This window comes from Xanthocytophaga flava (assembly GCF_030068545.1).
Taxonomy (GTDB): Bacteria; Bacteroidota; Bacteroidia; order Cytophagales; family 172606-1; genus Xanthocytophaga; species Xanthocytophaga flava.
This window is the reverse complement of record NZ_JASJOR010000008.1, coordinates 46,208-66,335: the sequence shown is the minus strand read 5'-3', so window position 1 is coordinate 66,335 and position 20,128 is coordinate 46,208. Positions and strand designations below refer to the sequence as shown.

20 protein-coding genes and 1 tRNA gene are annotated in these 20,128 nt (G+C 37.6%); 9 read left to right on the top strand and 12 right to left on the bottom strand.

From position 1 onward, the window contains the following. Nucleotides 1-12: 12 nt before the first annotated feature. The 4 genes from QNI15_RS13630 to QNI15_RS13615 form a co-directional block, all read right to left on the bottom strand. Complete coding sequence (locus QNI15_RS13630) at nucleotides 13-867, bottom strand: hypothetical protein (RefSeq protein ID WP_314032168.1); 855 nt, start codon at nucleotides 865-867, stop codon at nucleotides 13-15. 226 nt (nucleotides 868-1,093) lie between these two features. Then, the gene (locus QNI15_RS13625; protein ID WP_313992537.1) at nucleotides 1,094-1,963 is read right to left on the bottom strand and encodes a hypothetical protein; all 870 of its coding nucleotides are present in this window, start codon (nucleotides 1,961-1,963) and stop codon (nucleotides 1,094-1,096) included. Between the two features lie 67 nt (nucleotides 1,964-2,030). After that, nucleotides 2,031-2,729 carry a DUF2306 domain-containing protein gene (locus tag QNI15_RS13620; RefSeq protein WP_313992533.1) on the bottom strand — a complete coding sequence of 233 codons (699 nt, stop codon included), beginning with the start codon at nucleotides 2,727-2,729 and terminating at the stop codon, nucleotides 2,031-2,033. A 268-nt stretch (nucleotides 2,730-2,997) separates the two neighbouring features. Further along, a complete protein-coding gene (locus QNI15_RS13615) occupies nucleotides 2,998-3,339 on the bottom strand; it encodes a hypothetical protein (protein ID WP_313992530.1) in 342 nt (113 codons plus the stop codon). Nucleotides 3,340-3,491: 152 nt separating this feature from the next. Here QNI15_RS13615 and QNI15_RS13610 point away from each other — a divergent pair, with 152 nt between their 5' ends. The 3 genes from QNI15_RS13610 to QNI15_RS13600 all read left to right on the top strand — a co-directional run bounded on the left by QNI15_RS13610 (nucleotide 3,492) and on the right by QNI15_RS13600 (nucleotide 5,913). Next, on the top strand, nucleotides 3,492-4,373 hold the full coding sequence (locus QNI15_RS13610) for a DUF3667 domain-containing protein (protein WP_313992528.1): 882 nt from the start codon (nucleotides 3,492-3,494) through the stop codon (nucleotides 4,371-4,373). Nucleotides 4,374-4,492: 119 nt separating this feature from the next. Then, a complete protein-coding gene (locus tag QNI15_RS13605; protein WP_313980060.1) occupies nucleotides 4,493-4,963 on the top strand; it encodes a carboxymuconolactone decarboxylase family protein in 471 nt (156 codons plus the stop codon). A gap of 95 nt (nucleotides 4,964-5,058) precedes the next feature. Then, nucleotides 5,059-5,913, top strand: coding sequence for a sigma-70 family RNA polymerase sigma factor (locus QNI15_RS13600; RefSeq protein ID WP_313992523.1), 855 nt, complete (start codon nucleotides 5,059-5,061; stop codon nucleotides 5,911-5,913). Nucleotides 5,914-6,099: 186 nt separating this feature from the next. Here QNI15_RS13600 and QNI15_RS13595 read toward each other — a convergent pair. Both QNI15_RS13595 and QNI15_RS13590 read right to left on the bottom strand, forming a co-directional pair. Further along, nucleotides 6,100-6,168: transfer RNA gene (locus tag QNI15_RS13595), tRNA-OTHER, on the bottom strand. Nucleotides 6,169-6,296: 128 nt separating this feature from the next. Beyond that, the gene (locus QNI15_RS13590; RefSeq protein WP_313992520.1) at nucleotides 6,297-6,644 is read right to left on the bottom strand and encodes a superinfection immunity protein; all 348 of its coding nucleotides are present in this window, start codon (nucleotides 6,642-6,644) and stop codon (nucleotides 6,297-6,299) included. Nucleotides 6,645-6,871: 227 nt separating this feature from the next. On the opposite strand from QNI15_RS13590, the gene QNI15_RS13585 reads away from it, so the two are divergent. After that, nucleotides 6,872-8,296: an FAD-binding oxidoreductase gene (locus QNI15_RS13585; RefSeq protein ID WP_314032166.1), complete on the top strand. Its 1,425-nt coding sequence runs from the start codon at nucleotides 6,872-6,874 to the stop codon at nucleotides 8,294-8,296. Nucleotides 8,297-8,346: 50 nt separating this feature from the next. On the opposite strand, the gene QNI15_RS13580 is transcribed toward QNI15_RS13585, so the two are convergent. Beyond that, entirely contained in the window at nucleotides 8,347-11,034 is a 2,688-nt protein-coding gene (locus QNI15_RS13580; protein WP_314032164.1) for a T9SS type A sorting domain-containing protein, read from the bottom strand. A gap of 536 nt (nucleotides 11,035-11,570) precedes the next feature. Here QNI15_RS13580 and QNI15_RS13575 point away from each other — a divergent pair. Both QNI15_RS13575 and QNI15_RS13570 read left to right on the top strand, forming a co-directional pair. Continuing rightward, nucleotides 11,571-12,026 (top strand): hypothetical protein, encoded by a 456-nt coding sequence (locus QNI15_RS13575; protein ID WP_314032163.1) that lies wholly within the window; start codon nucleotides 11,571-11,573, stop codon nucleotides 12,024-12,026. Between the two features lie 58 nt (nucleotides 12,027-12,084). Beyond that, entirely contained in the window at nucleotides 12,085-12,459 is a 375-nt protein-coding gene (locus tag QNI15_RS13570; RefSeq protein ID WP_313992509.1) for an NTF2 fold immunity protein, read from the top strand. 413 nt (nucleotides 12,460-12,872) lie between these two features. On the opposite strand, the gene QNI15_RS13565 is transcribed toward QNI15_RS13570, so the two are convergent. The 3 genes from QNI15_RS13565 to QNI15_RS13555 form a co-directional block, all read right to left on the bottom strand. Then, complete coding sequence (locus QNI15_RS13565) at nucleotides 12,873-13,862, bottom strand: HEAT repeat domain-containing protein (protein ID WP_314032161.1); 990 nt, start codon at nucleotides 13,860-13,862, stop codon at nucleotides 12,873-12,875. A 318-nt stretch (nucleotides 13,863-14,180) separates the two neighbouring features. Then, nucleotides 14,181-14,558 (bottom strand): SnoaL-like domain-containing protein, encoded by a 378-nt coding sequence (locus QNI15_RS13560; protein ID WP_314032159.1) that lies wholly within the window; start codon nucleotides 14,556-14,558, stop codon nucleotides 14,181-14,183. A gap of 47 nt (nucleotides 14,559-14,605) precedes the next feature. Then, nucleotides 14,606-15,076 (bottom strand): SRPBCC family protein, encoded by a 471-nt coding sequence (locus tag QNI15_RS13555; protein WP_313992500.1) that lies wholly within the window; start codon nucleotides 15,074-15,076, stop codon nucleotides 14,606-14,608. A gap of 185 nt (nucleotides 15,077-15,261) precedes the next feature. On the opposite strand from QNI15_RS13555, the gene QNI15_RS13550 reads away from it, so the two are divergent. Further along, a complete protein-coding gene (locus QNI15_RS13550; RefSeq protein WP_313992498.1) occupies nucleotides 15,262-16,242 on the top strand; it encodes a GlxA family transcriptional regulator in 981 nt (326 codons plus the stop codon). Between the two features lie 62 nt (nucleotides 16,243-16,304). Here QNI15_RS13550 and QNI15_RS13545 read toward each other — a convergent pair whose 3' ends face one another. Further along, complete coding sequence (locus tag QNI15_RS13545; RefSeq protein ID WP_314032157.1) at nucleotides 16,305-16,997, bottom strand: hypothetical protein; 693 nt, start codon at nucleotides 16,995-16,997, stop codon at nucleotides 16,305-16,307. Between the two features lie 648 nt (nucleotides 16,998-17,645). On the opposite strand from QNI15_RS13545, the gene QNI15_RS13540 reads away from it, so the two are divergent. Both QNI15_RS13540 and QNI15_RS13535 read left to right on the top strand, forming a co-directional pair. After that, the gene (locus QNI15_RS13540) at nucleotides 17,646-18,515 is read left to right on the top strand and encodes a tetratricopeptide repeat protein (RefSeq protein ID WP_313992493.1); all 870 of its coding nucleotides are present in this window, start codon (nucleotides 17,646-17,648) and stop codon (nucleotides 18,513-18,515) included. A gap of 24 nt (nucleotides 18,516-18,539) precedes the next feature. Continuing rightward, the gene (locus tag QNI15_RS13535) at nucleotides 18,540-19,061 is read left to right on the top strand and encodes a hypothetical protein (protein ID WP_313992490.1); all 522 of its coding nucleotides are present in this window, start codon (nucleotides 18,540-18,542) and stop codon (nucleotides 19,059-19,061) included. A gap of 86 nt (nucleotides 19,062-19,147) precedes the next feature. On the opposite strand, the gene QNI15_RS13530 is transcribed toward QNI15_RS13535, so the two are convergent. Further along, entirely contained in the window at nucleotides 19,148-20,023 is an 876-nt protein-coding gene (locus QNI15_RS13530) for a retropepsin-like aspartic protease (RefSeq protein ID WP_314032156.1), read from the bottom strand. Nucleotides 20,024-20,128: the final 105 nt, after the last annotated feature.

The following is a 20,128-nucleotide window of genomic DNA, read 5'->3' as shown; positions in this document are numbered from 1 at the left end:
GAATCCAATCTATTATAGCATGGCACTAGGACTATCATTCCACCATTCATCATTTTCCCAATAGTTATCCCACCCTAGCTTATGATATTTAGGGTTAATCATCACATCCCGATCACCTATAGTGAAATCCTCCAGAATTGAATCACCAATGCTATATATTTCTTTTGCCCAGATGATAGGCTTACTTTTACCTGTCTTATAACTTACCCATTCGCCATCAAATACCAGGTCAGCCCCTTGTGTCTCATCAATCTCATTCAAATACCAAAACTCAGTATTACTATCAGTAAGTAAAGTAAACTCTATAGAAACGGTTCCTTCAAATATACCAGAACCTGCCAGTTTAGCAGCTTCTCGAAGCCTGAATGTTCCATTAGTTTTATAAATACCTTTCACATTCTTGTTTTCAGAGGAGATATCCGAAGTAGAAAACCGCATAGCCGTATCGATGATAACTTCACCTTCAAATGGAGTAATATTCTTTTTATATCGACTTTTTCCAGTAATATGATATAGGGTAGGATCGTTTTTATCTTTCGTCACAGAGGCAAAGTACATTTCAATCCGATAATGATCTGTACCATAAAAACCATTATATACAGCAGATTGTGGTTTATACTCAGCGTTCAGAAATAAAGGCGACAAATCATATTTCACTAAGATGTCCTGATACTCTTGAGGAGTAACTTCTAGTAACAGTTTAGCTGGTGGCCTACTATCTTCTTCTTCGATCTTGCTGGTTTGCACCGATAAAGTATCCGTCACTACTTGATTTGCACTAAGTGTGTCTGAAGCTGCTTTCTCATTTTTTGACGTTCTGTTACAAGCGATCATTCCTGCCTGTAACAGCAATAAGATTAAAAACATACATGAGCTTCCTGCTTTAGATCTCACTTCCATAAACTATACTGTATAAAAGGTTTCGGCTATTTGTACTGATAGCATACTTTATATACAACACCAGGTTATGAATGTAACCATGAACTTCTGTTTTAATCAAAATTACCACCTAATGATATCCATTAGCCTTTTGCAGAACAAAAAAGCCTCATCTTTTCGAATAAAGATGAGGCTTTTTATTTTTAGATTAGTATTACAATTTGGCGCTAGGATTTTCATTCCACCATTCGTCGTTTTCCCAAAAGTTGTCCCAACCCAGTTTACGGTATTTAGGATTAATTTCCACATCTCTCTCCCCTATGCTAAAATCTTTCAAAATACCATCTGCAATCATAAAGATATCCCGAGCCCATGTAATAGGTTTGCTTTTCCCTGTTTTGTAACTTACCCATTTGCCATCAAATATGAAACCTGCTCCCTGAGCACCTTCTTTCGTTTCTGAAAAATACCACTGACGAATACCATTGTTTGTTTTGGTAGCAAAATCAATAGCTACTTTGCCACTAAAGACACCAGAACCTGTAAACGTAGAATCTTCCTGCAGTTTGAATGTTCCGTGTGTCATGTAGGTATTCTTGATCTCCATTTCCTTCATGTTTGCTTCAGAAATATTGGGATCACGAAACTGCACAGCCTCCTCTAATACAATTTCTCCATGAAAAGGGGTGATATTTCTTTTGTAGCGACTCTTTCCTTCTATATGATAAACATTGGGATGAGTAGCATCCTTTGTCACAGAAGCAAAGTACATCTCAATCCGGTAATGATCTGTACCATAAAAACCATTGTAGACAGCGGGTTCATCATACTCTTCCGTACGATGAAACAATGCGGACAAGTCATTCGACGCTAATACCTCTGAATTATTCTCTGGTATAATTTCCAGTGGTTGAGCAGGTTGTGCAGCCTGTGCTTCTTCTGAACCACGCAAGGTATCTACAGCTTCTTTGTGTGTACGCAACTGAGCTGAAGTTGTCTTATCAGTCTTTTGTGTACGACTGCAGGCAACAATAGCAGCAACAGCCAGAAGCAGAACTAAAAAAACATAGGGCAATTTTTTCATAGGTGTATTGTATTGAATTTTATTAGATTGTTTTCTGATTGATGAGCTGGTTTATAAAACAGGATCCTTAGGCATATTCACTAAAATTCATAAAAGAGTTAACTAACCTTTTGGCAATACCTGTGCGAATTAGTATTTCTGCAATCAGTAAGTTTCCGGTCCAAGACAACCAGGTAACTGTCAGATACGTCTCTATAGGTTTTGTGCCAAAGAAATAATACATCAGATAGCTTTCGGAACGTAAACTAACAGCAGCCAGTGTCACAGCAAAACTGCGAATCATCCATTCTACATGTGAAGTCCATTTGTTTTGCATAATTTCCTGCCATCCAGTAAAAGTAGTAAGCCACCATACAATGCATTGCAATGAAAAACCAACTTTAGCAGGCAGACCTCCATTAGCAAAGAATGCTAGTATCATTCCGGACGGTGCAGCCAGAAACAAAATGGAAAACACATATATTTTTCCTGTCCAGCGATGAAACGCTGGCTTTCTTCTAAATACCGCAGGAATAAACTGAGGTATCCCCCCTGCCATTACCCATAGGCTACTGGTAATATGTATATAAAACCCAGCCAGAAACCAGGGATTATCCAGCACTCTATCTGTTTTGGTAGAGAGAAAGTGCTCACCTCTCTCATAAGACATATAGGGCCACACTTTGGTTAGCATAAGAACTGAAAAGGCAAATACACCTGCCAATAGCAATGCACCCAGTACACTCTGGAAAGAAAATAATTTATTCTGATCAGGTAAGGTTTTCAAAACAAGCAATTATTAGAGCGACATAAGAGCTTTGGAATATCTCTATCGTTAGTTCCATTAGAAGCCCAATAGTAAGCATCCTTAGGAAAGATATAAAATTACTCCATGTAACTAATTATACATTCGTTTCCTTTATGCCTGCAATACAAAAAAGTAACCTTTCGAAAAACGAATAGAAAGTAATTAACTGTATAGATTTTCTACGGTATATTAGTAGAAAGGATTCAATAGGGAGGAAATATATAAATACAACGAACAAGAAAGCAGGTTATTTATGCCCTGTAGTATCCTGCTTGTTTTTCTTCCGAACGGTGAAGGAGAATTTGCCTGTATTTACCCTGTATTTTTCCCGACCATCATCAGAGGTTTCTTTCTTTACAGTGATAATCTCTGTTTCTTCCAGATTCAAACGACGGGAAACTTCTTTCATTAAACCTTTTCCCAGTTTTAACATAACATTTCCGAAAGAACTCTCCTGCTTTTGCTCTGTAGCAGGCTTGTCATCTTTTTTTTCTGGCGCGGTTTGCTGTGCTTTTGACTGAAAGACGATTATAAACGTCAAAGCAACGGCTAAAAAGCTGGCTCGAAAAAGGTTTACAATACGGAACATTCAGTTATACAAGGCACTACTATGCCGAAAATTTAACGATGGGATTGTTTGCTGAGGAGGCAATTTCTGAAAAAAAATATAATTTTTCAGCATAATTTAACACATTTTTTCCAAACTATGTAACTTAGCAATGTTATCCTTTTCGTAAACCCATGTCTGCGACCGATTTAACATCAACACAAACTGAAACAGTCCAAACACTACCATTGCCTCTCACCTGTGCCAATTGTGGATCAGAACTAAAACCAACCTTTTCGTTTTGTCCGGATTGTGGACAGTCAACAGAGCCTAAAGTAGAATCTTTTGGCATGGTGGTGAAAGAATTTCTGGAAGATTATTTCTCTTTTGACTCTAAAGTATTTCGAAGTCTGTTACCACTCCTATTCCGGCCTGGATTCCTTAGCATTGAATATATTCAGGGACGACGAGCACGATATATACCTCCTTTGCGTATGTATCTCACCATAAGTCTGCTGGCTTTTCTGATGCTTGCTGTAAATAAACCTAGTCGCCTTCAATACCAGTCGGATTCGCAGGAAATCTCTTCTACGGAACTTGAAGAACTAAAAGATGATATTGATGAAGACTATGCAGCCAGAGATCAGGAAAATGACATTATCACAGTGGAAGATGCGTTCTGGGATAGCTTCTTTGATTCCACACTTCCCAAATTGTTTTTCGTAATGGTGCCATTATATGGATTGATACAGGCCATGTTGTACTGGCGCCAGCGGCGATATTACATGGAACATCTTATTTTTTCCCTGCATTTTCATTCGTTTGTCTTTGTAGTACTGCTTGTCTACATGCTTATCAGCTCGTATCTGCTGGCAGGTATGGCCTTTCTGAACCGAACTCTAATGCTCACTTTTACAGGAGGCATACTGCTCTATTTGTATTTTGCATTAAAGCGGGTATATGGGCAAAACTATTTTAAAACAAGTCTGAAATTTGGATTACTCCTGGCTAGTTATACCATCACATTTATTCTGTTTTGTCTCATTGCGCTGTTTGGATATTATTCTTTCCGATAAACACTATTTCCAGCCACTTTGATTAAATATAATCCTGGTTCTGAAAAAAATAAAAAAGTCTGTCACGTTTTGTCTAACTGGTTTGTCATTAGTACAAATTCACTTAAACAATCACGACCATGACTGCACGTATTGAATTTCAGGATGCTTCCAAAGGTTTTATGGAAGGTTTATTAAAATCAGGAATGTATCTAAAAAGATCGACTGTGGATGCCCGTTTGTTCGAACTGATTGCCTATCGCGTATCTCAGATTAACGGATGTGCCTTTTGTATAGATATGCACCATAAAGATGCGATTCATGCAGGGGAATCCGAACAACGTTTATATTCGCTGATAGTATGGAGAGAAACTCCTTATTTTTCAGACCAGGAACGAGTCGTATTGGAATTCGCAGAAGTATTAACCAACATTAGTCAGGAAGAAGTGTCAGATGCTTTATTTGAAAAGCTATTGGTATTCTTTACCAAAGCCGAAATTGCTGACCTGGCTCTGGCAGTAGCTCTTACCAATAGCTGGAACCGTATTAACAAGACATTTGGTACAGTACCTGGCTTCTATCAACCCAATCAGGCACTAGTCACTGTATAATTTCAATGGAGTACATTCTGGTACTCCACTTTTTATTGAATCTATTGATAGAGAAATCCAAACTTTCTTATCTATCAAACATTAGTAATAATACCATGAAAGACTATCGCAATTTATTGTTCCCCTATGCTTATAACATTCTGGGTTCCTGGGAAGATGCAAAAGATATTGTACAGGATGTGTTATCTTCTTATCTGACCACACCGCATGAAGGAATTCACAACGAAAAAGGATATCTGATCCGAAGTGTCATCAACACAGCTATTAATGTAAAAAATAAGAAAAAGAAGCTGGTTCGTGAAAGCAATTCGCTTCCGGAACCTATAGCCACAGAAAGAGCTGATACCAATATTAACCTCAGCGACATTGTTTCATATTCGCTACTCATTTTATTGGAACAACTCAATCCTAAAGAAAGGGCTGTATTTATTCTCAAAGAAGGATTCAATTATTCACACGAAGAAATTGCAGACTTGCTTTCCAGTACTGCTGAAAATTCGCGAAAACTACTCAGTCGGGCCAAAAGCAAAATAAACCCTACCCTACTTACACAACAAAAGGTACACAAGGAATCTGTACCAGATGGAATTCTTGACAAATATGTGGAAGCAATACGCTCCAGAGATATGAAAATGCTTGAAAACCTTCTGGCAGAAGACATTGTCTTTATAGCTGATGGAGGCAAAAATCTGAATGTATATAAGAAAATCTGCACGGGTAATACAGCTGTGTCCGATCTGTTGCTGTATACCTATGAGAAATACCATATTCACTTTTCATCACAGTATACAGAAATCAATCACCAACCTGCTATATTGTATTATATAGGAGATCAACTAAAAGTTTGTCAGGTTTTGAGTATTTCTCCTGACAATGGAAAAATATTTCGTATCAGTATAATCATAGATCCCGAAAAGCTGAAAAATATCTGGATAGGGGAAAGTGACTAGTAGCGAAGTTATATATTCCCTATAGAAAAGAAAAATACCTCAGAGGGAAACCATCTGAGGTATCTGAACTACTATTTGGTATCAACCGATGCATTACACACCGTTCAATGTCTGATTTTGGTAACAACCGTATAGGCTCTGTTGTGTTAGGAGACGAAGAAATCCTATACTACGACACAAAATCATTGGGGTAAATGATGGGCCTCGAACCCACCCCAACAGCTTCACACACTGTTATGCTTCCGCTACATTTACCGTTTGATGATACAAAACAAACGCCTTACTGCGCAGCCTATCCGCGTAGATAAATATTTTTTTTAAATAAAAAAGCCCGACTTGGTAAGCCAGGCTTCATACTGTATACAACTCATCTAATAGTCATCTCAGTATTTTTTCTCAGCTACTTCAGATTTTTCTTCTCTTGGCCCAAAGATGATCTCTCTACGCTTTATCTGATATTCTGCATCTGAAAATTCTCCCCTTTTGTGGCTGTCTTCCAGTACTTGTAAGGCATTATTTATTCTTTTCTGATTAACCTCGATAGATCTGTCAGGCTTGCTTTCCTTTCTAACAGCCCAGATCATAGCAATGATCCACCCAATCACAGTCCACCCCAGCAACAAATTTATACCAATAATCCACTTTGCATTCGGCTTTTTATAGCCAATAGTTGATGGTATAAAATAGATAAACAGGTAGATGATAAAAATATAGGAAATAGCCTCTGACATGTATTCGAAATTGATAATCCTACAAAAATACATCAATTTCATCAATTTACTTTCTTCTTATGAATTTGGATTAATGTTTACTTCAATACTTTTTTTTCATCAATACCCATACTACTCACTGATCAATGCCATTAACCCGAAAAAAGATCATTCGTTACAGTCTTCTTCTGCTCAGTATCATTGCGATAATTTTTCTTGTTCGCCCCATCCTGCATTTAACAAAACATATGTATTTCACAGATGTAGGTTTTTCTTCATCCGAGAAAGGCTTTACCAACGATGTCAGCCGACTAAATCGCAGTCCTATAGATTCTCTTGTCCTAGTATCTTCTACTGCTGACTCTGCCATTCAGCAGTTAATTTCATTACTATCCTATGCCAGAACTAATCATCTTCAGGTATCTATAGCTGGAGCTAAACATAGCATGGGAGGTCATACGATTGCACCTAATGGCATACAAGTTGATATGCTGCCTTTTCGTGCTCTCACATTAGATACCACAACAAACATTCTCACTGTTGGATCAGGAGCATTATGGTCAGAAGTAATTCCTTATTTAAATCACTATAACAGAGCAGTCTCGATCATGCAATCAGACAATGCTTTTTCAGTAGGAGGTTCTATCAGTGTAAACTGTCATGGCTGGCAACATAACAAACCTCCTATCGCCTCTACAGTACAGTCTTTTCGGTTACTAAAAGTCGATGGTAGGTTAGTGACATGTAGCCGTACTGAAAATGAGGAATTGTTTTCTCTTGTTCTGGGAGGATATGGACTCTTCGGAATCATCATTGATGTACAGCTACAAACAGTTCCCAATGAATTATACACCTATCAACGAATCACAGTTCCAGCGACTGACTATCCGGATTCATACCAAAAATACATTGATCAAAATCCGAAAGCACGAATGGTGTATGGAAGATTGAATGTAAATAAGAAAGATTTTCTCCAGAAAGCCATGCTCAACTATTTTGAATACAAAGCTCCCGCTACAAAAGATTATCCATTGACAGATCCTTCTTTCACTAAATTAAAACAATCTATTTTTGAAGGATCTCGCAATGATGACTATGGCAAAGAATTACGTTGGCAATCTGAAAAACTTTTTACCAAAACACTGACAGGCAATACTTATTCCCGCAATCAGATTATGAACGAAAGTCCAGCTCTATATCTGAATCAATCTGCTACCCGCACAGATATTCTGCATGAATATTTTATACCCCGAAAAAATTTTAGACAGTTTATTAAACAACTTCAGCAGATTATTCCTCAGCACCAAGCCGATCTGCTAAATGTAACAATACGCAATGTATACAAAGATGAGGATACCTATCTGCGCTATGCCCGTGAAGAAGTATTTGCCTTTGTGATGTTTTTTAATCAGCCCCTCACCTCTGAAGCAGAACAAGATATGACTCATCTGACACAAGAACTTATTGATGCAGTACATAAACTAAATGGCACTTACTACCTTCCCTACCGATTACATGCTACACAAAACCAGTTGAAGGCTACCTATCCAATGATTGATACGTTCTTCCAAAATAAACTAAAGTATGATCCCCAAGAGATCTTTCAGAATAAGTTCTACCAACAGTACAAGAACACCAAGTCAACTGTTGACTCTACAACCACACTTAGATAACTAAAAAAGACCTGGCAGTTGAACCAGGTCTTTTTTAGTTATCTATCAGATTATTCTTTCACAAACTTAAATACCTTATTTTCTTTCCCTTCTGTTTTAAGCAAATACATTCCGGGTTTCAGTGATCTTATTGGTATTACAGGTTGAGATGAGGAGATTTTTATTTTATTCAGGATCAATTTTCCGGAAAGGTCGTAAACTCCGGCTTCCATCTCCTCATCTATTCCCTTAAGAATCAGCTCACTTGAAGCAGGATTGGGATAGAGAGAAATCATCTTTATTACCCCTAACTCATCTTGTTTTCCAACACGTGCAGCGGAAGCTGTCCCATATAATTCAATTTCTGCCAGTTGTAATATAGAACCAGTATTGTTGGCTAGATTAAACCGATAATACCGATAGGCAGTACTATTATTGAAGCGAAAGGCCCTGGTCTGGAACCGATTGGGAAAATCCTGATTGGATCTGGTATCAATAGTAGTCCAGGTGCTGCCATTGTTTGAAGCCTGTAATGTCCAACTCAACGGATCACGTTCAGGGAAATCATTAGCAGAAGTAATGGTATACCCCTTCACTACATAACTTGCTGTTGTCTGGTACTGTATCCAACCTGAAGCATGGAATGTGAGATACTTGGTATTACTTTTATTATCAATCAACTTTGTGTATTCTTCTCCTGATGGAGAACCAGTCTGGTATTGAGCACTAACCGTTCCGGAGAGGTTAGTAATATCCTGACCTGTTGGGTTCGGTTCAACCGGAAGAGTATTTGCTTCACGAATCAGCTGGAAAATATGATCCGGACGCACTACTACATAGTTTGTATCCAGCGAATTGGCTACATTCTTAAAGTTGGTAGGTTTGACATCTGTCCAGGGTTGTGCCTGAATGATGGCAAAGTGTGGTGACGTACCATTCCATCCAGACGCCGCCGCCGCAATATGATCTTTCATGGCTTGTTCATTGGTACAATAGTTACAGGACAGTGCCATTCCCGGAAGACTCTGATTATAGATAGTCAGTCCACCACCTGTATTCTGAGCGGTTAGACCAAGCAACGAAGGAGCATAGGTAGCAAAACTTTCACCTACATTCTGATTGATGCCTCCTGTAATGGTATTCCATATAGTCACAACCCGAAAACCAGCCCGCCGATTGTAGTCTTCCGTTTTAGATACAAACTGATCCAATGCAGTTTGATTTGGAAAACTATTGGGATAAGCATACCCATAACCCGATGGACCTGAAATCAGGTTATCATTGTTGGTAGAGGTTTGCCAATAATAGTTCAGAGCGCCAGGCATAGCATCCAGCATAGCAGGCGACAATGTCCATCCTATAGGTACAGATCCTCTGTCTGGGTTATTCCAAAGTTTACGCATCAGGTGTTCTACATACTGAAGGTTGTCACCATCGCTTAAGATAAAGGCTACATAAATCTTGTTTCTCAATACAGGCTTTGCTGGTATAGGCTTTTTGTTTACTGTTCTCGGCATACCACTATGCAATGTCAGATTAGTAGCCCAGTCACTGGCAACTGTTGCAATTCCATACTGTGAAGCTCTCTGCACTCCAGGAGCCTCTTCAGGCCACCATCCCATATAGTTTGCACCTGCTGGCATAGATGACAAAAAGCTATTCAGTAATGTACTTTCAGCGGCCACATTCGGATCCAACCAGATTACCGCTGCACCTAATGCTGTTGCATACTCACGCAAAGCTGCTTTATGAATGTCTGGATTAAGCCCAATCAGCAGACGATGATCCAGATTTGGCCAGTAATTATTGTAAATAGTCTGATAAACCTGCAACTTATTAGTAAACTGACCACGCAAATCCTGTAAGATAGGTAAATTATAGGGTGCAGCTGTCAACTTTGACAGTAAAGCTGGAGAAGCAATAAGTGCATTTTGATTTTTAGCCAGCAATGTTGCCAGGTTAATGGTATGGGTTTGCGCCGGATCATAAACGATTAAACCAGACAGTTCACTACGATATTTGGTAATAAGGCTCCATTTATCGGCTGGTTCATTCCAGTTTAACCCTAAAGACTGTAACCAAGTGTATTGCCCTTCTGCAAATGCATCTCCTTCATAGGAAAAGATACGGGGTTGTGTCTTGTTTACAATTCCTTTCAGGGATGCAAACAGATACATTTCGGCAGATGAGCTATTTTGCTGTACTCGAACCCAGTCCACTTTTGTATAAGCTGTACCCCGCCAGTATACCCGCAATTCAATAGACTGATGATCAGCAGGCAAGGTAAAGGGTAATGTAAAATTGACATAATCGCCTGCTATCGCAAATTGCTGACGCGTAACAGTCTGGAAAGCAAGTGTAGCACCTGTTGTGGCATTTCGGACATCTATATCCACTACAGGATCATTGTTGGCAGTGTTGTTGTCAGTCTTCATACGAAATTCCGCAACATTCGGGCCTGCCAGCAAACTAGTGTCATAGGGTCCGTAAATCATATGCCGATTAACAGAATCTATTCCGGTTTGGCAAAGCCAGCCATCTGTCTCCAAACGTCCCGTATTGTGACCAAGCGACCCGCCTTCTGCTTCCCAGGTAGAAGATGTTTCCCGTAAAAGAATCAAATCCTGTGTTTGTGCAGGGGTAGGAAATGAAGGCAACAATTGACCTGAAGGCCAAACAATCTGTGCCATTGCAGGCACAAAAGCTAACTGGAGTAAGCACAAAAGTACCACTCGAAATTGGAGAGGAGAATTACGCATACGAAAAAAATAGGTTTAAAAAGTGAAGGATTGACTATATTATAAACTAAGTGGGCAGGTAGTTTCCTACATTGATGGCTGAAGCAGCAAAAACTATAACAGGTACAGAAATTGAGATAGGAAAAAAAATACAGAAAATTAATACTACAGGTAGCTATTTCCTTTGATAAAATCTGATAGAACAACGTACATTGTAAAGGGAAGTAAAGCGTATACATACGCATAGCTTAAAAAAGTAAGGCTTAAAAAGTAGGTTAATTTAAAAATTTTTAAAACAAACCTAACGGATACACAAATATTTTTTTAGGTATAACTACTTATTTATCAAAAAGTAAAGGTCTAATAGTTGAAATAATAACTTTAAACAAGATTAGCCCCTTAAAAATATACTATTTTTGTACGATCTAACGGATTGGTAAATCCTTTGAAGATATATTGTATTAGCTCACTAACATAGAATTTGCTTTTCTATAAAATATTAGCTTCTACAACTTGCTAAATTATGCTAAGAAACCTTGCTATTTCCCAAAAGTAAAATGTTTAATCATACAAGACAGTTTACCCTCCATTCTGAGTATTCACTCTCTGAATTATTGACTATCCTAAAAGAACATACAAGTGATCCAGATAATTTTAAAACACAGGGGAAAGATTTTCGTGGTATAATTCAATCTGATGGATATTTTCAACTTAATGTAAATCCCAATCATAGTTTCAAAGAAACTTTTCCTATGATAGAAGGCACTATTCATCCAAAAGGAGCCTCATGTTATGTAGATATTGAAATTAAAATTTCTATTTTTACCTATTATGGTTGGCTGTTAGCTGGATTAGCTATGATTATTTTCCTTTTAGTATGTAAGGATATTGATCCTCATATTCGAATCTTGTTCATACTCTTTATTACTTTTGGAAACCTAGGTGGTATTTTTATTTATCTACCAAGTCAGTTTGATGAGGCAGAACAAAAGATTAGCCAATTGGTTAAGTAACAATTGTTCTGTGTCATTACAATTTTGATATAAATGGGTAAATTTAAACCATCATAACATGAAGAAATTACAACTCCTGCTATTTCTTTTGCTTGTCTCAATTAACTGGCATTGCCAATCAAAACATACTAATTTAGGTGAGGAATATGCCAGAAAGTTTTTGGCAGATGTGCAACAAGGAAAAGGATCTCTGCTCTCACAAGTTATTCCAATAGTTCGCGATAAAGAAACAGCTATTGCCATTGCGGAAGCAGTACTATTTAAAATCTATGGCAAGGATCAAATCATAAAACAAAGACCATATGAGGTCTATCAGATAGAAAACCATTGGGTATTGTTTGGCATGTTACCCGAAGATACTAAGGGTGGAGTATTTGAAATTGCTATAGATGCACAGGATGGCAGAATTGTAGGTTTAATTCATGGAAAGTAGAAATTAATTTTCCATTTTTTATCCTATCTATATTACCAATAAAGAGAACATAAATGTAGGTTATATCCATAAACTATCAGAAATCTGGAAACTTAGAGCATTTTATCAGAAGTCTGATAGTTTCGAAATCACATCAATGTTCTGATATCTATTTAAAATAATCAGAAATGTGATCCATTCCTCTCTAAGTTGTCACCCTAATCACACAACACGATATAATTTGTCTAACCAGCACCCTGATATATCTTAACTACTTAAAGAATATCCAGAATCTGATACAATTCCATAGTTGGATAGGTAGAATTGACTCATTCATTGAAGTAGCTTGAATAGGCAACCCTATGCAGGTAATTGCACGGCAGTAATCCCAATAGGGAGGGGGAGGCTCTTTCGTCCCCTGTCATTTTTTTATCTCATACAAAAGTAATGTGTGTATCAAACCATTTCTTTTCTGTTTCATCCATCATATTATATTTTTTATTTTTTACAAGATAGAGAAACTCTTCTACCTTGGCATTTCTATGTTGCAGTAAGAACTCACATATATGTACAAGTTCTGGCTTAGCTCTACCCACATATGTGACAGAAGTTTTTCGTGCTTTGGAAAGAATTGCTTTGGCTCTTTTAATTAATGAATCAACTACAGTATCATCACCAAACTGACATAAAATGCTGGTTTGGTTTGATTTTACATAGTTGTTTTTATTTGTATCCAGAATCTCCGCAAAAAAGGCAAGCTGCCCTTTACCATTTATGGCTGCGATGGCACTGGCCGCAGCATTCACTGTATAATATTTGTCACTTGTTCTGGCAATCTCTTTGAGTACATCCAGTGATTTGTCAGACCCATGTCTGGATAATACATTACAAAACCAGGATAGCTCATTTGGCTTTGTGGATTTAGATTTTAGCGCTGTCAGACAAAAATCCTCAATTCTTGGTGAATAGGTTGAATCAAGTGTCTTGAGAAGAATTAAGGCGTTCATTTTAATCCGCCAGTGTTTGTGTTGTATCAGTTCAAAAAGATACTCTTTTTCATTCCAAATCTCCAGTTTGCTTTCAGCCAGAGACTCCAATGCAACATCTTGTATCCATCTGGCCTTTTCAAGACGAACAGTTGCCAGTATATAATCAGCTATAGGATGATCATTTACTCTATCCGCTATACGGACAAGTAGTCGAATAATATCAATCCGTGTACTCGTATTCTTCTCCTTTTCAAGTCGGATCTTCAAAGGTTCAATAAGATCCGGGTCTGCAAGTTCATAAGCCTCATCCCGTGCTTCACTGGCAATGGTTAAACTTGATTGGTAAATAACCCCTGGAGGCAAAGATAGACCCGGCCGCAGGTTTTCATTCCCAAGTCTTTCTATCAGATCATTAACATACTCTGTTTTTGTCATCGTCAGACTGATGATAGAGTTTTTTTTTAGGTATCTTATTTGTGTGTATATGAGTGAAGTAGGCATAGTTACTTCTCAACAATCGCCAGTCATATTGGCAAACATTACTCATATTCAGTGAATACCTCAAAAAAGCAAAAAGGTAAGTTACTATCCAACCTTTTCAATTGTTTCCTTAAAGGATATTTTGATAGATATAACAACTTTTTCGCATTGGAGTGTCTTTCACTCTTACAAAACAGATAGTATTCGTATAACAAGTACCTTTCAGGAAGCCAATGAAAATGGGATCGCAACTTACCACATATACACTGCTTACTAATAAAAGAATTGCTCTTTTACAATCTGGCCATTTTCCACTTCGTATAGCATGATCTCATTGATCTGTATTCTTCCTATACCTCGCACGGTAATATCCATCAGCCGGCCTACAGCAAAATGCTTGCTACTTATAAGAGGAGCAGTTGTAGAGGCACTATGCATTGCCTCTACCCTACTTATCCAATCTTCCCCTTTTTTACGTACAGCCACTTTTCCTTCTGCATTTTGCAAATAACTGGCAGTGGCCGGTTCTATACTTTGGACATTCTCAGCAAAAAGCTCGTCCTGAATCTCAAACCATTTTTCCTGTTGGGCTAGTTCGTTAAATCGTGCCGCTACTTCTGTTGTGGTTAGTGCTACTGTTTCTGTTTTCATAGAATTTTCAGTTGATATAGATGATTTGAATTTGCTTTCAGAAGAGACTAAGAATTTGCATACTCTTTGGGTTTGGGAGGAAAACCCGGTTGTCCCTTACCTGTTGTAATCAGATCCCGTAAGCTATATTGCAGATATTGGCTCCATCCACCAGAACAAGCCTTGAAACACTCGATTTCAGGAACCAATCCTTCATGGGTAAAGCGGATTTGTGTTTGAGAACCTTGTCTGGCAATTTCAAAATGCACAAGGGTGCCAGTCCATTCACTTTTGTCCTCCAAGAACGTAAGGTTACTATCAGTGACAAGCCAAACTACTTTCTCGTTTGGAACAACTTCTACCAGCCTCTGTCTGGAATAATGGACATCTTCAAAACGGACCTCAAACTCATCATTTACCTTTTCGGAACTTCCGCTAAAGTCTTCTGACCACCAATCGCGAACAGCATTGATGGCTTGAAATACTTCTTCAGGTGGATGGTCTACCCATAAGGTAACTGTAAAATCAGATGCATTCATTTTCTTTCTGGCTTTAAGGGTTTTACATTTGTTCACAACAAAAGTATTGTCTAAATAAGACTTGTACAGGGTGTAAAATGGACTTTCTAATGGGTTGATCTGGACAGAATAAAGATCTATCTTTCCTCTCATAATTGGCTGTTTATTGTCTTACTGTATTGCATCTAATTCGAACAAATACATATATGAAACATCTTACTATTCTGGTTCCTGAAGGACAAAGCAATCTGAGCAGTATTGTCGGGGCATACAAGTTATTCTCCAGAGCCAATGACTACTGGCAAGAAACTGGCAGACAGGCGTTGTTTACTATCGAATTGGCAGGTATATCTAAAGAAATAGAATACTATGATGGCTTGTTTGCAGTCAGACCACATATACACATTGCATCCATTGACAAAACCAATCTTATCATTATTCCTTCCCTGAATCACAACTATCAACTGGCAGTTGCTGGAAATGAATTGCTGATTGAATGGATGGAGAAGCAGTATAAAAATGGGGCAGCCATTGCCAGTATATGTACAGGAGCTTTTCTGCTTGCCTCATCGGGGTTGCTGGATGGGAAAAGTTGTTCTACCCATTGGTCCGCCGCTGACCATTTCCGAAATCTGTTTCCCAATGTACATCTGCAACCTGACAGGTTGATTACAGATGAAAATGGCATTTATACCAATGGAGGAGCCTATTCTTTCCTGAATCTGATGATTTATCTGATAGAGAAATACTATGACCGCCAAACTGCTATTTTCTGCTCCAAGGTATTTCAGATTGAAATAGATAGGCAAAGCCAATCGGCCTTTGTCATATTTACAGGCCAGAAACTACATGGTGACGAAATGGTCATAAAAGCCCAGGAATACATCGAAAGTAAACTTCATGAGAAACTATCTGTAGAAGAGCTCTCCTCACGATTTTCTGTCAGCAGACGTAACTTTGACAGAAGATTTATCAAAGCTACCGGCAATACTCCTATTGAATATCTGCAACGGGTAAAAATTGAGTCGGCCAAGAAGGCTTTTGAAACTACCCGCAAAACTATTAATGAAGTAATGTATGAAGTTGGCTACTCAGATGTAAAAGCTTTTCGGGAGGTATTCCGTAAAATCACAGGCATGTCCCCACTGGAGTACAGAGACAAGTACAATAAGGAAGCGATAGTCTAGGTGGTATCTTCTGATTCTTGCGCTTAATCTTTCTGTTCGTGATTGTTATTGCCTGCCCCGCATCAGGCAAGTACTTTCTGTTTCTTTGTCAAGGGCAATAAAATCAGCCAGAGAACCAATACAACAGTCAATTGACAGATCAGCCAGTTTAAAACAACAAGCCCTAGAGTACTCCAGCCTCCAGAAAGCCATACGATTCGTACCAGAAAGATTGGCAACAATAATGCTACCAAAAAAAACACTATTACCATTACCTTTAAGGTCCCCTGTAAAGATTGATTTTCATTAAAATCAGTTCTCACTAACTCTCCATATGCCTGAACAATAGAAAATGGGAAAGTCAACATAACACTGACTAATAAAACGTTCCAGCCTACTATAAGCCATACAGGGTTTCGACTTGCCATCAGATGCCAATATTCCAGAAATGATTTTGCAGAATCCATAAAAAAAACAGAGCGAAAAAATTGTTTCACATAAACCATCACTTCCTGTAGGTATAATGATGAAACAAGAAGGAGCATCAGAAAAAATACAGGAGAAAGTACAAAAAGCACAGCTCTCATAAACGCTGGTTTGGTATAAAACAACTTTTCTATATCCGTCTCTGTTTTGGGTGATGAATTATCATATCCGTAAATTCCAACAGCAGCACTGAAAGAGAAAAACCCTATACTAATCGGTATTGTCCCAATAGTTCTTTTGATTATAGCCAACGAACCTATATTAATCATTTTTACCCTACAGCGTGCCATCTTCAGGAATACTACTTGCAATAAACTCGAACTAATAAGATAAAGGTTTATAAATAGTACAAAAAACACTACCTCAGGCAAAAAGAGATTGATCCAATAATCCATACAATGATAACTGAGTAAAACAAAATACAAGTTTCATCTTTATAATTTTTCCAATCAAGTAGTTTCTTGAAAATCCTAACATGCCTAAAGTATTTATCCAGAATTAAAAACCGGATTTGTAATCCTTGTTAACACTAAATTGAATATAGCCCTCCTTATAACATGTATGAACAATGCTCTTGCACAAAAAAAGATGGTTAATTTTTTTCTAATGTAGTTGTTTCTTGAGTGAAGAATAAGATATTTTCATTTCTTGAACATAGTTTAATGCATATTATCTGTTGGGGTGAGTTCACTGTATTGACGAATGAAGACTCAATTTGCGATGCATTGGAATCAAAACTATTTTTGCCTAGAGTTCACCGCAAATTTGCCTATGCGTTGAATTCGCCGCAAAAAAGTTTTTGCTTATAACAAACAGCAACATTTATGCTTGATCGGAATTCACTGAAAAAGTTTTTTGCACATTATTCTATTACTCAGGTAGTCACATTTTGTATGCTATTCATATAAATAGCCGTGTGTTTTACTTTTATACAATTTATGAAAAAAGATTATTTTCAGATTGGATTCAACTTCCTAAACGAAAACAAACTCCATAGAGCAATAACCTATCTCACCAAAGCAATTGAAGAAGACCCTACCTATGCATGGGCATATGAAAGAAGAGGTATGGCTTATTATTACTTATGTCAGCTACCAGAAGCCATAGAGAACTTCACATCCGCCCTTTCACTGGATGCTACACTAATTGGTGCTTTACATAATCGGGCATCAATTTATCTAACTATGGAGGAAACAGAGAAAGCAGCTGCCGATGCTGAAGTTCTCTTGGAAATGGATCATTATAATACAGATTACAAATACTTGGGACTTAAAGTTTTTCCTGCTGTTAAAAAATACAAAAAAGCTCTTCTAATTACAAATGATCTATTAAAAGCCAATCCGGAAAATATAGATCTGATTTGGATGAAAGGATGGCTTTTTGCGAAACTGGAAAATTCACATGAAGCAATCATTTGGTTTAAAAAAGGACTGCAAATTGATTATACTAATGTAATGTTGATGAGTAATATTGGAATTGAAGCTACAAAAGTAGGAGACTTCTCTATGGCAGAAGAATATTTCGAAAAAGTACTCAGTATTGCCCCACAAGAATCTTATCTACTCTGTAATTATGGTTATCTGGAACATATTAGAGGTAATAATGGGCGGGCCCTTGAATTAATAAACCAAGCGCTAGAATATGATTGTTCTAACTCATTTGCCTATAAGAACATGGGTATTGTATTATTGGCAACAGGACAAAGAGAGAAAGCTTTTGAACATCTTCAAATGGCACTGGAACTAGGGTATACTCAGGATCATGACGAGGAAGTCAACCAATTTTTGAGTAAACATTTCCCTGAATAGTTTTACTGTTTCAAAACAAAAAACATGAGTGGACTAACACTTATTATACAAAATGAATTATATCCATTAGAAATAGCAGATAAAGACATACTATGTCTGGAAAAAGTGTATAGTAATGACAAAGTATGTGCCTCTTCTCTTGTATATATTCAAGGATATTCTAATAGTAATATATCTGATACGGTTAAGGTTAGGATTCAATTTGACTGGAGGGGTCATTCTGAGGTTATTACAGAAGAAATTTTTTTATTTATCCCAGAGACAAAAACGTTGTTCTTTAGGTCAGGTAACCAATGGGCGGTTTTTAATCTTTTAAATAAAATGACTATTCAACATGAACATGCATTCTGCCATCCCTGGCTTGAGCAAATTGGACATTTTGTTTTAATTGAGGATGAGTTAGAAGCATACCTGATGACATTAGACGGGCAAAAAATAAACTCAGTGCCCATCGATCCACCTTGGCAACGCCAGGATTTTCCAGATCGCATTGAATACCTAAGTCCAGTCTATGGTAAACAAACCCTACTATTTCCTCTAATGTGATCTATTGTAGTCCATTTAATCAAAAAACCAACATAAAATAATAATCGAAAGGTGGAAGTTAATAACTTCCACCTTTCGATTATTCCTTACTTCCCTACAATCATAGTTGCATTTTTAATATCAATGCTGATGACCTTACCAAACCAATTGATAGACATGATTCCATCATAGATGAGATCCGTAGTAAATCGGGTGGTGAAGTTTTCTATGTTAACAGGTGCAGCATCTTTCAATTGCAGCTTTTTAACAGAGGTTACATAGTACCCTGTCTGTACATTGGGATTAAATTCACTTTTTCGAAGGAACGATTTTACTTTTGTAGTATCTGACAAATCAATACCTGTACTTTGTGCATATCGTGAATGGATGCTAAACGTATTATTTCCTGCTCCTGAATCCAGACTAAATTGTAGTGTATCTGTCTCATTGAGCACAACATAGGTAAAAAGACTAACAGCAACTCCTCTTTCCTTTTGAATCTGCAAACCAACCTTCTGTCCCTGTTTTTTATCCAGAGATTTAGCTGTTTCCAGTGTAAAAAGATTTTGATTAAGATCTAGGGTAAAAGGTTGATTTTCGAAAAGATTCATGGAAATCAGTCCATCATAGGAAGCCAGATCGACATCCAGAATCGTGAGGGTAGGCTGCTTGTATGTCCAGTTTCCGATTGAGATAGTCTGTGCCTTGTATAATGGTACATCCAAACGTTCTCCGGTAGCTCTGAAACCTGTAAAATAGCCGTCTTCTTTTTTTATATTCTTCACCTTGTCTGCAAACTTTTTGGTGAGCAGGTTAATTCCTCCACCTGTATCAAAAAAGAATTTTCCTTCTACTCCATTGACAGAAGCCTTGATGATAATATGCCCTGAAGGTAGTACTTCAACAGGCGTTTGTGCTGAAGATGAATAAGTTACACTCAAAAATGTAAAAAAACAAATGAAAAGGTGTAGGGTTGATCTCATAGTATAAAGTAAAAACACTAGTATTATCAGACAGGCAATGTGTAAAACGAGGCTTTACACACTCAAATATATCAAAATAAAAAACAGATAAAAGAATGTATTCCT

Bases quoted from the DNA above. Each gene is read 5' to 3' on its own strand.
- QNI15_RS13630 (WP_314032168.1), bottom strand. From the start codon at position 867: ATGTTTTTAATCTTATTGCTGTTACAGGCAGGAATGATCGCTTGTAAC.
- QNI15_RS13625 (WP_313992537.1), bottom strand. From the start codon at position 1,963: ATGAAAAAATTGCCCTATGTTTTTTTAGTTCTGCTTCTGGCTGTTGCT.
- QNI15_RS13615 (WP_313992530.1), bottom strand. From the start codon at position 3,339: ATGTTCCGTATTGTAAACCTTTTTCGAGCCAGCTTTTTAGCCGTTGCT.
- QNI15_RS13610 (WP_313992528.1), top strand. From the start codon at position 3,492: ATGTCTGCGACCGATTTAACATCAACACAAACTGAAACAGTCCAAACA.
- QNI15_RS13605 (WP_313980060.1), top strand. From the start codon at position 4,493: ATGACTGCACGTATTGAATTTCAGGATGCTTCCAAAGGTTTTATGGAA.
- QNI15_RS13600 (WP_313992523.1), top strand. From the start codon at position 5,059: ATGAAAGACTATCGCAATTTATTGTTCCCCTATGCTTATAACATTCTG.
- QNI15_RS13590 (WP_313992520.1), bottom strand. From the start codon at position 6,644: ATGTCAGAGGCTATTTCCTATATTTTTATCATCTACCTGTTTATCTAT.
- QNI15_RS13585 (WP_314032166.1), top strand. From the start codon at position 6,872: ATGTATTTCACAGATGTAGGTTTTTCTTCATCCGAGAAAGGCTTTACC.
- QNI15_RS13580 (WP_314032164.1), bottom strand. From the start codon at position 11,034: ATGCGTAATTCTCCTCTCCAATTTCGAGTGGTACTTTTGTGCTTACTC.
- QNI15_RS13575 (WP_314032163.1), top strand. From the start codon at position 11,571: ATGTTTAATCATACAAGACAGTTTACCCTCCATTCTGAGTATTCACTC.
- QNI15_RS13570 (WP_313992509.1), top strand. From the start codon at position 12,085: ATGAAGAAATTACAACTCCTGCTATTTCTTTTGCTTGTCTCAATTAAC.
- QNI15_RS13565 (WP_314032161.1), bottom strand. From the start codon at position 13,862: ATGACAAAAACAGAGTATGTTAATGATCTGATAGAAAGACTTGGGAAT.
- QNI15_RS13560 (WP_314032159.1), bottom strand. From the start codon at position 14,558: ATGAAAACAGAAACAGTAGCACTAACCACAACAGAAGTAGCGGCACGA.
- QNI15_RS13555 (WP_313992500.1), bottom strand. From the start codon at position 15,076: ATGAATGCATCTGATTTTACAGTTACCTTATGGGTAGACCATCCACCT.
- QNI15_RS13550 (WP_313992498.1), top strand. From the start codon at position 15,262: ATGAAACATCTTACTATTCTGGTTCCTGAAGGACAAAGCAATCTGAGC.
- QNI15_RS13545 (WP_314032157.1), bottom strand. From the start codon at position 16,997: ATGGCACGCTGTAGGGTAAAAATGATTAATATAGGTTCGTTGGCTATA.
- QNI15_RS13540 (WP_313992493.1), top strand. From the start codon at position 17,646: ATGAAAAAAGATTATTTTCAGATTGGATTCAACTTCCTAAACGAAAAC.
- QNI15_RS13535 (WP_313992490.1), top strand. From the start codon at position 18,540: ATGAGTGGACTAACACTTATTATACAAAATGAATTATATCCATTAGAA.
- QNI15_RS13530 (WP_314032156.1), bottom strand. From the start codon at position 20,023: ATGAGATCAACCCTACACCTTTTCATTTGTTTTTTTACATTTTTGAGT.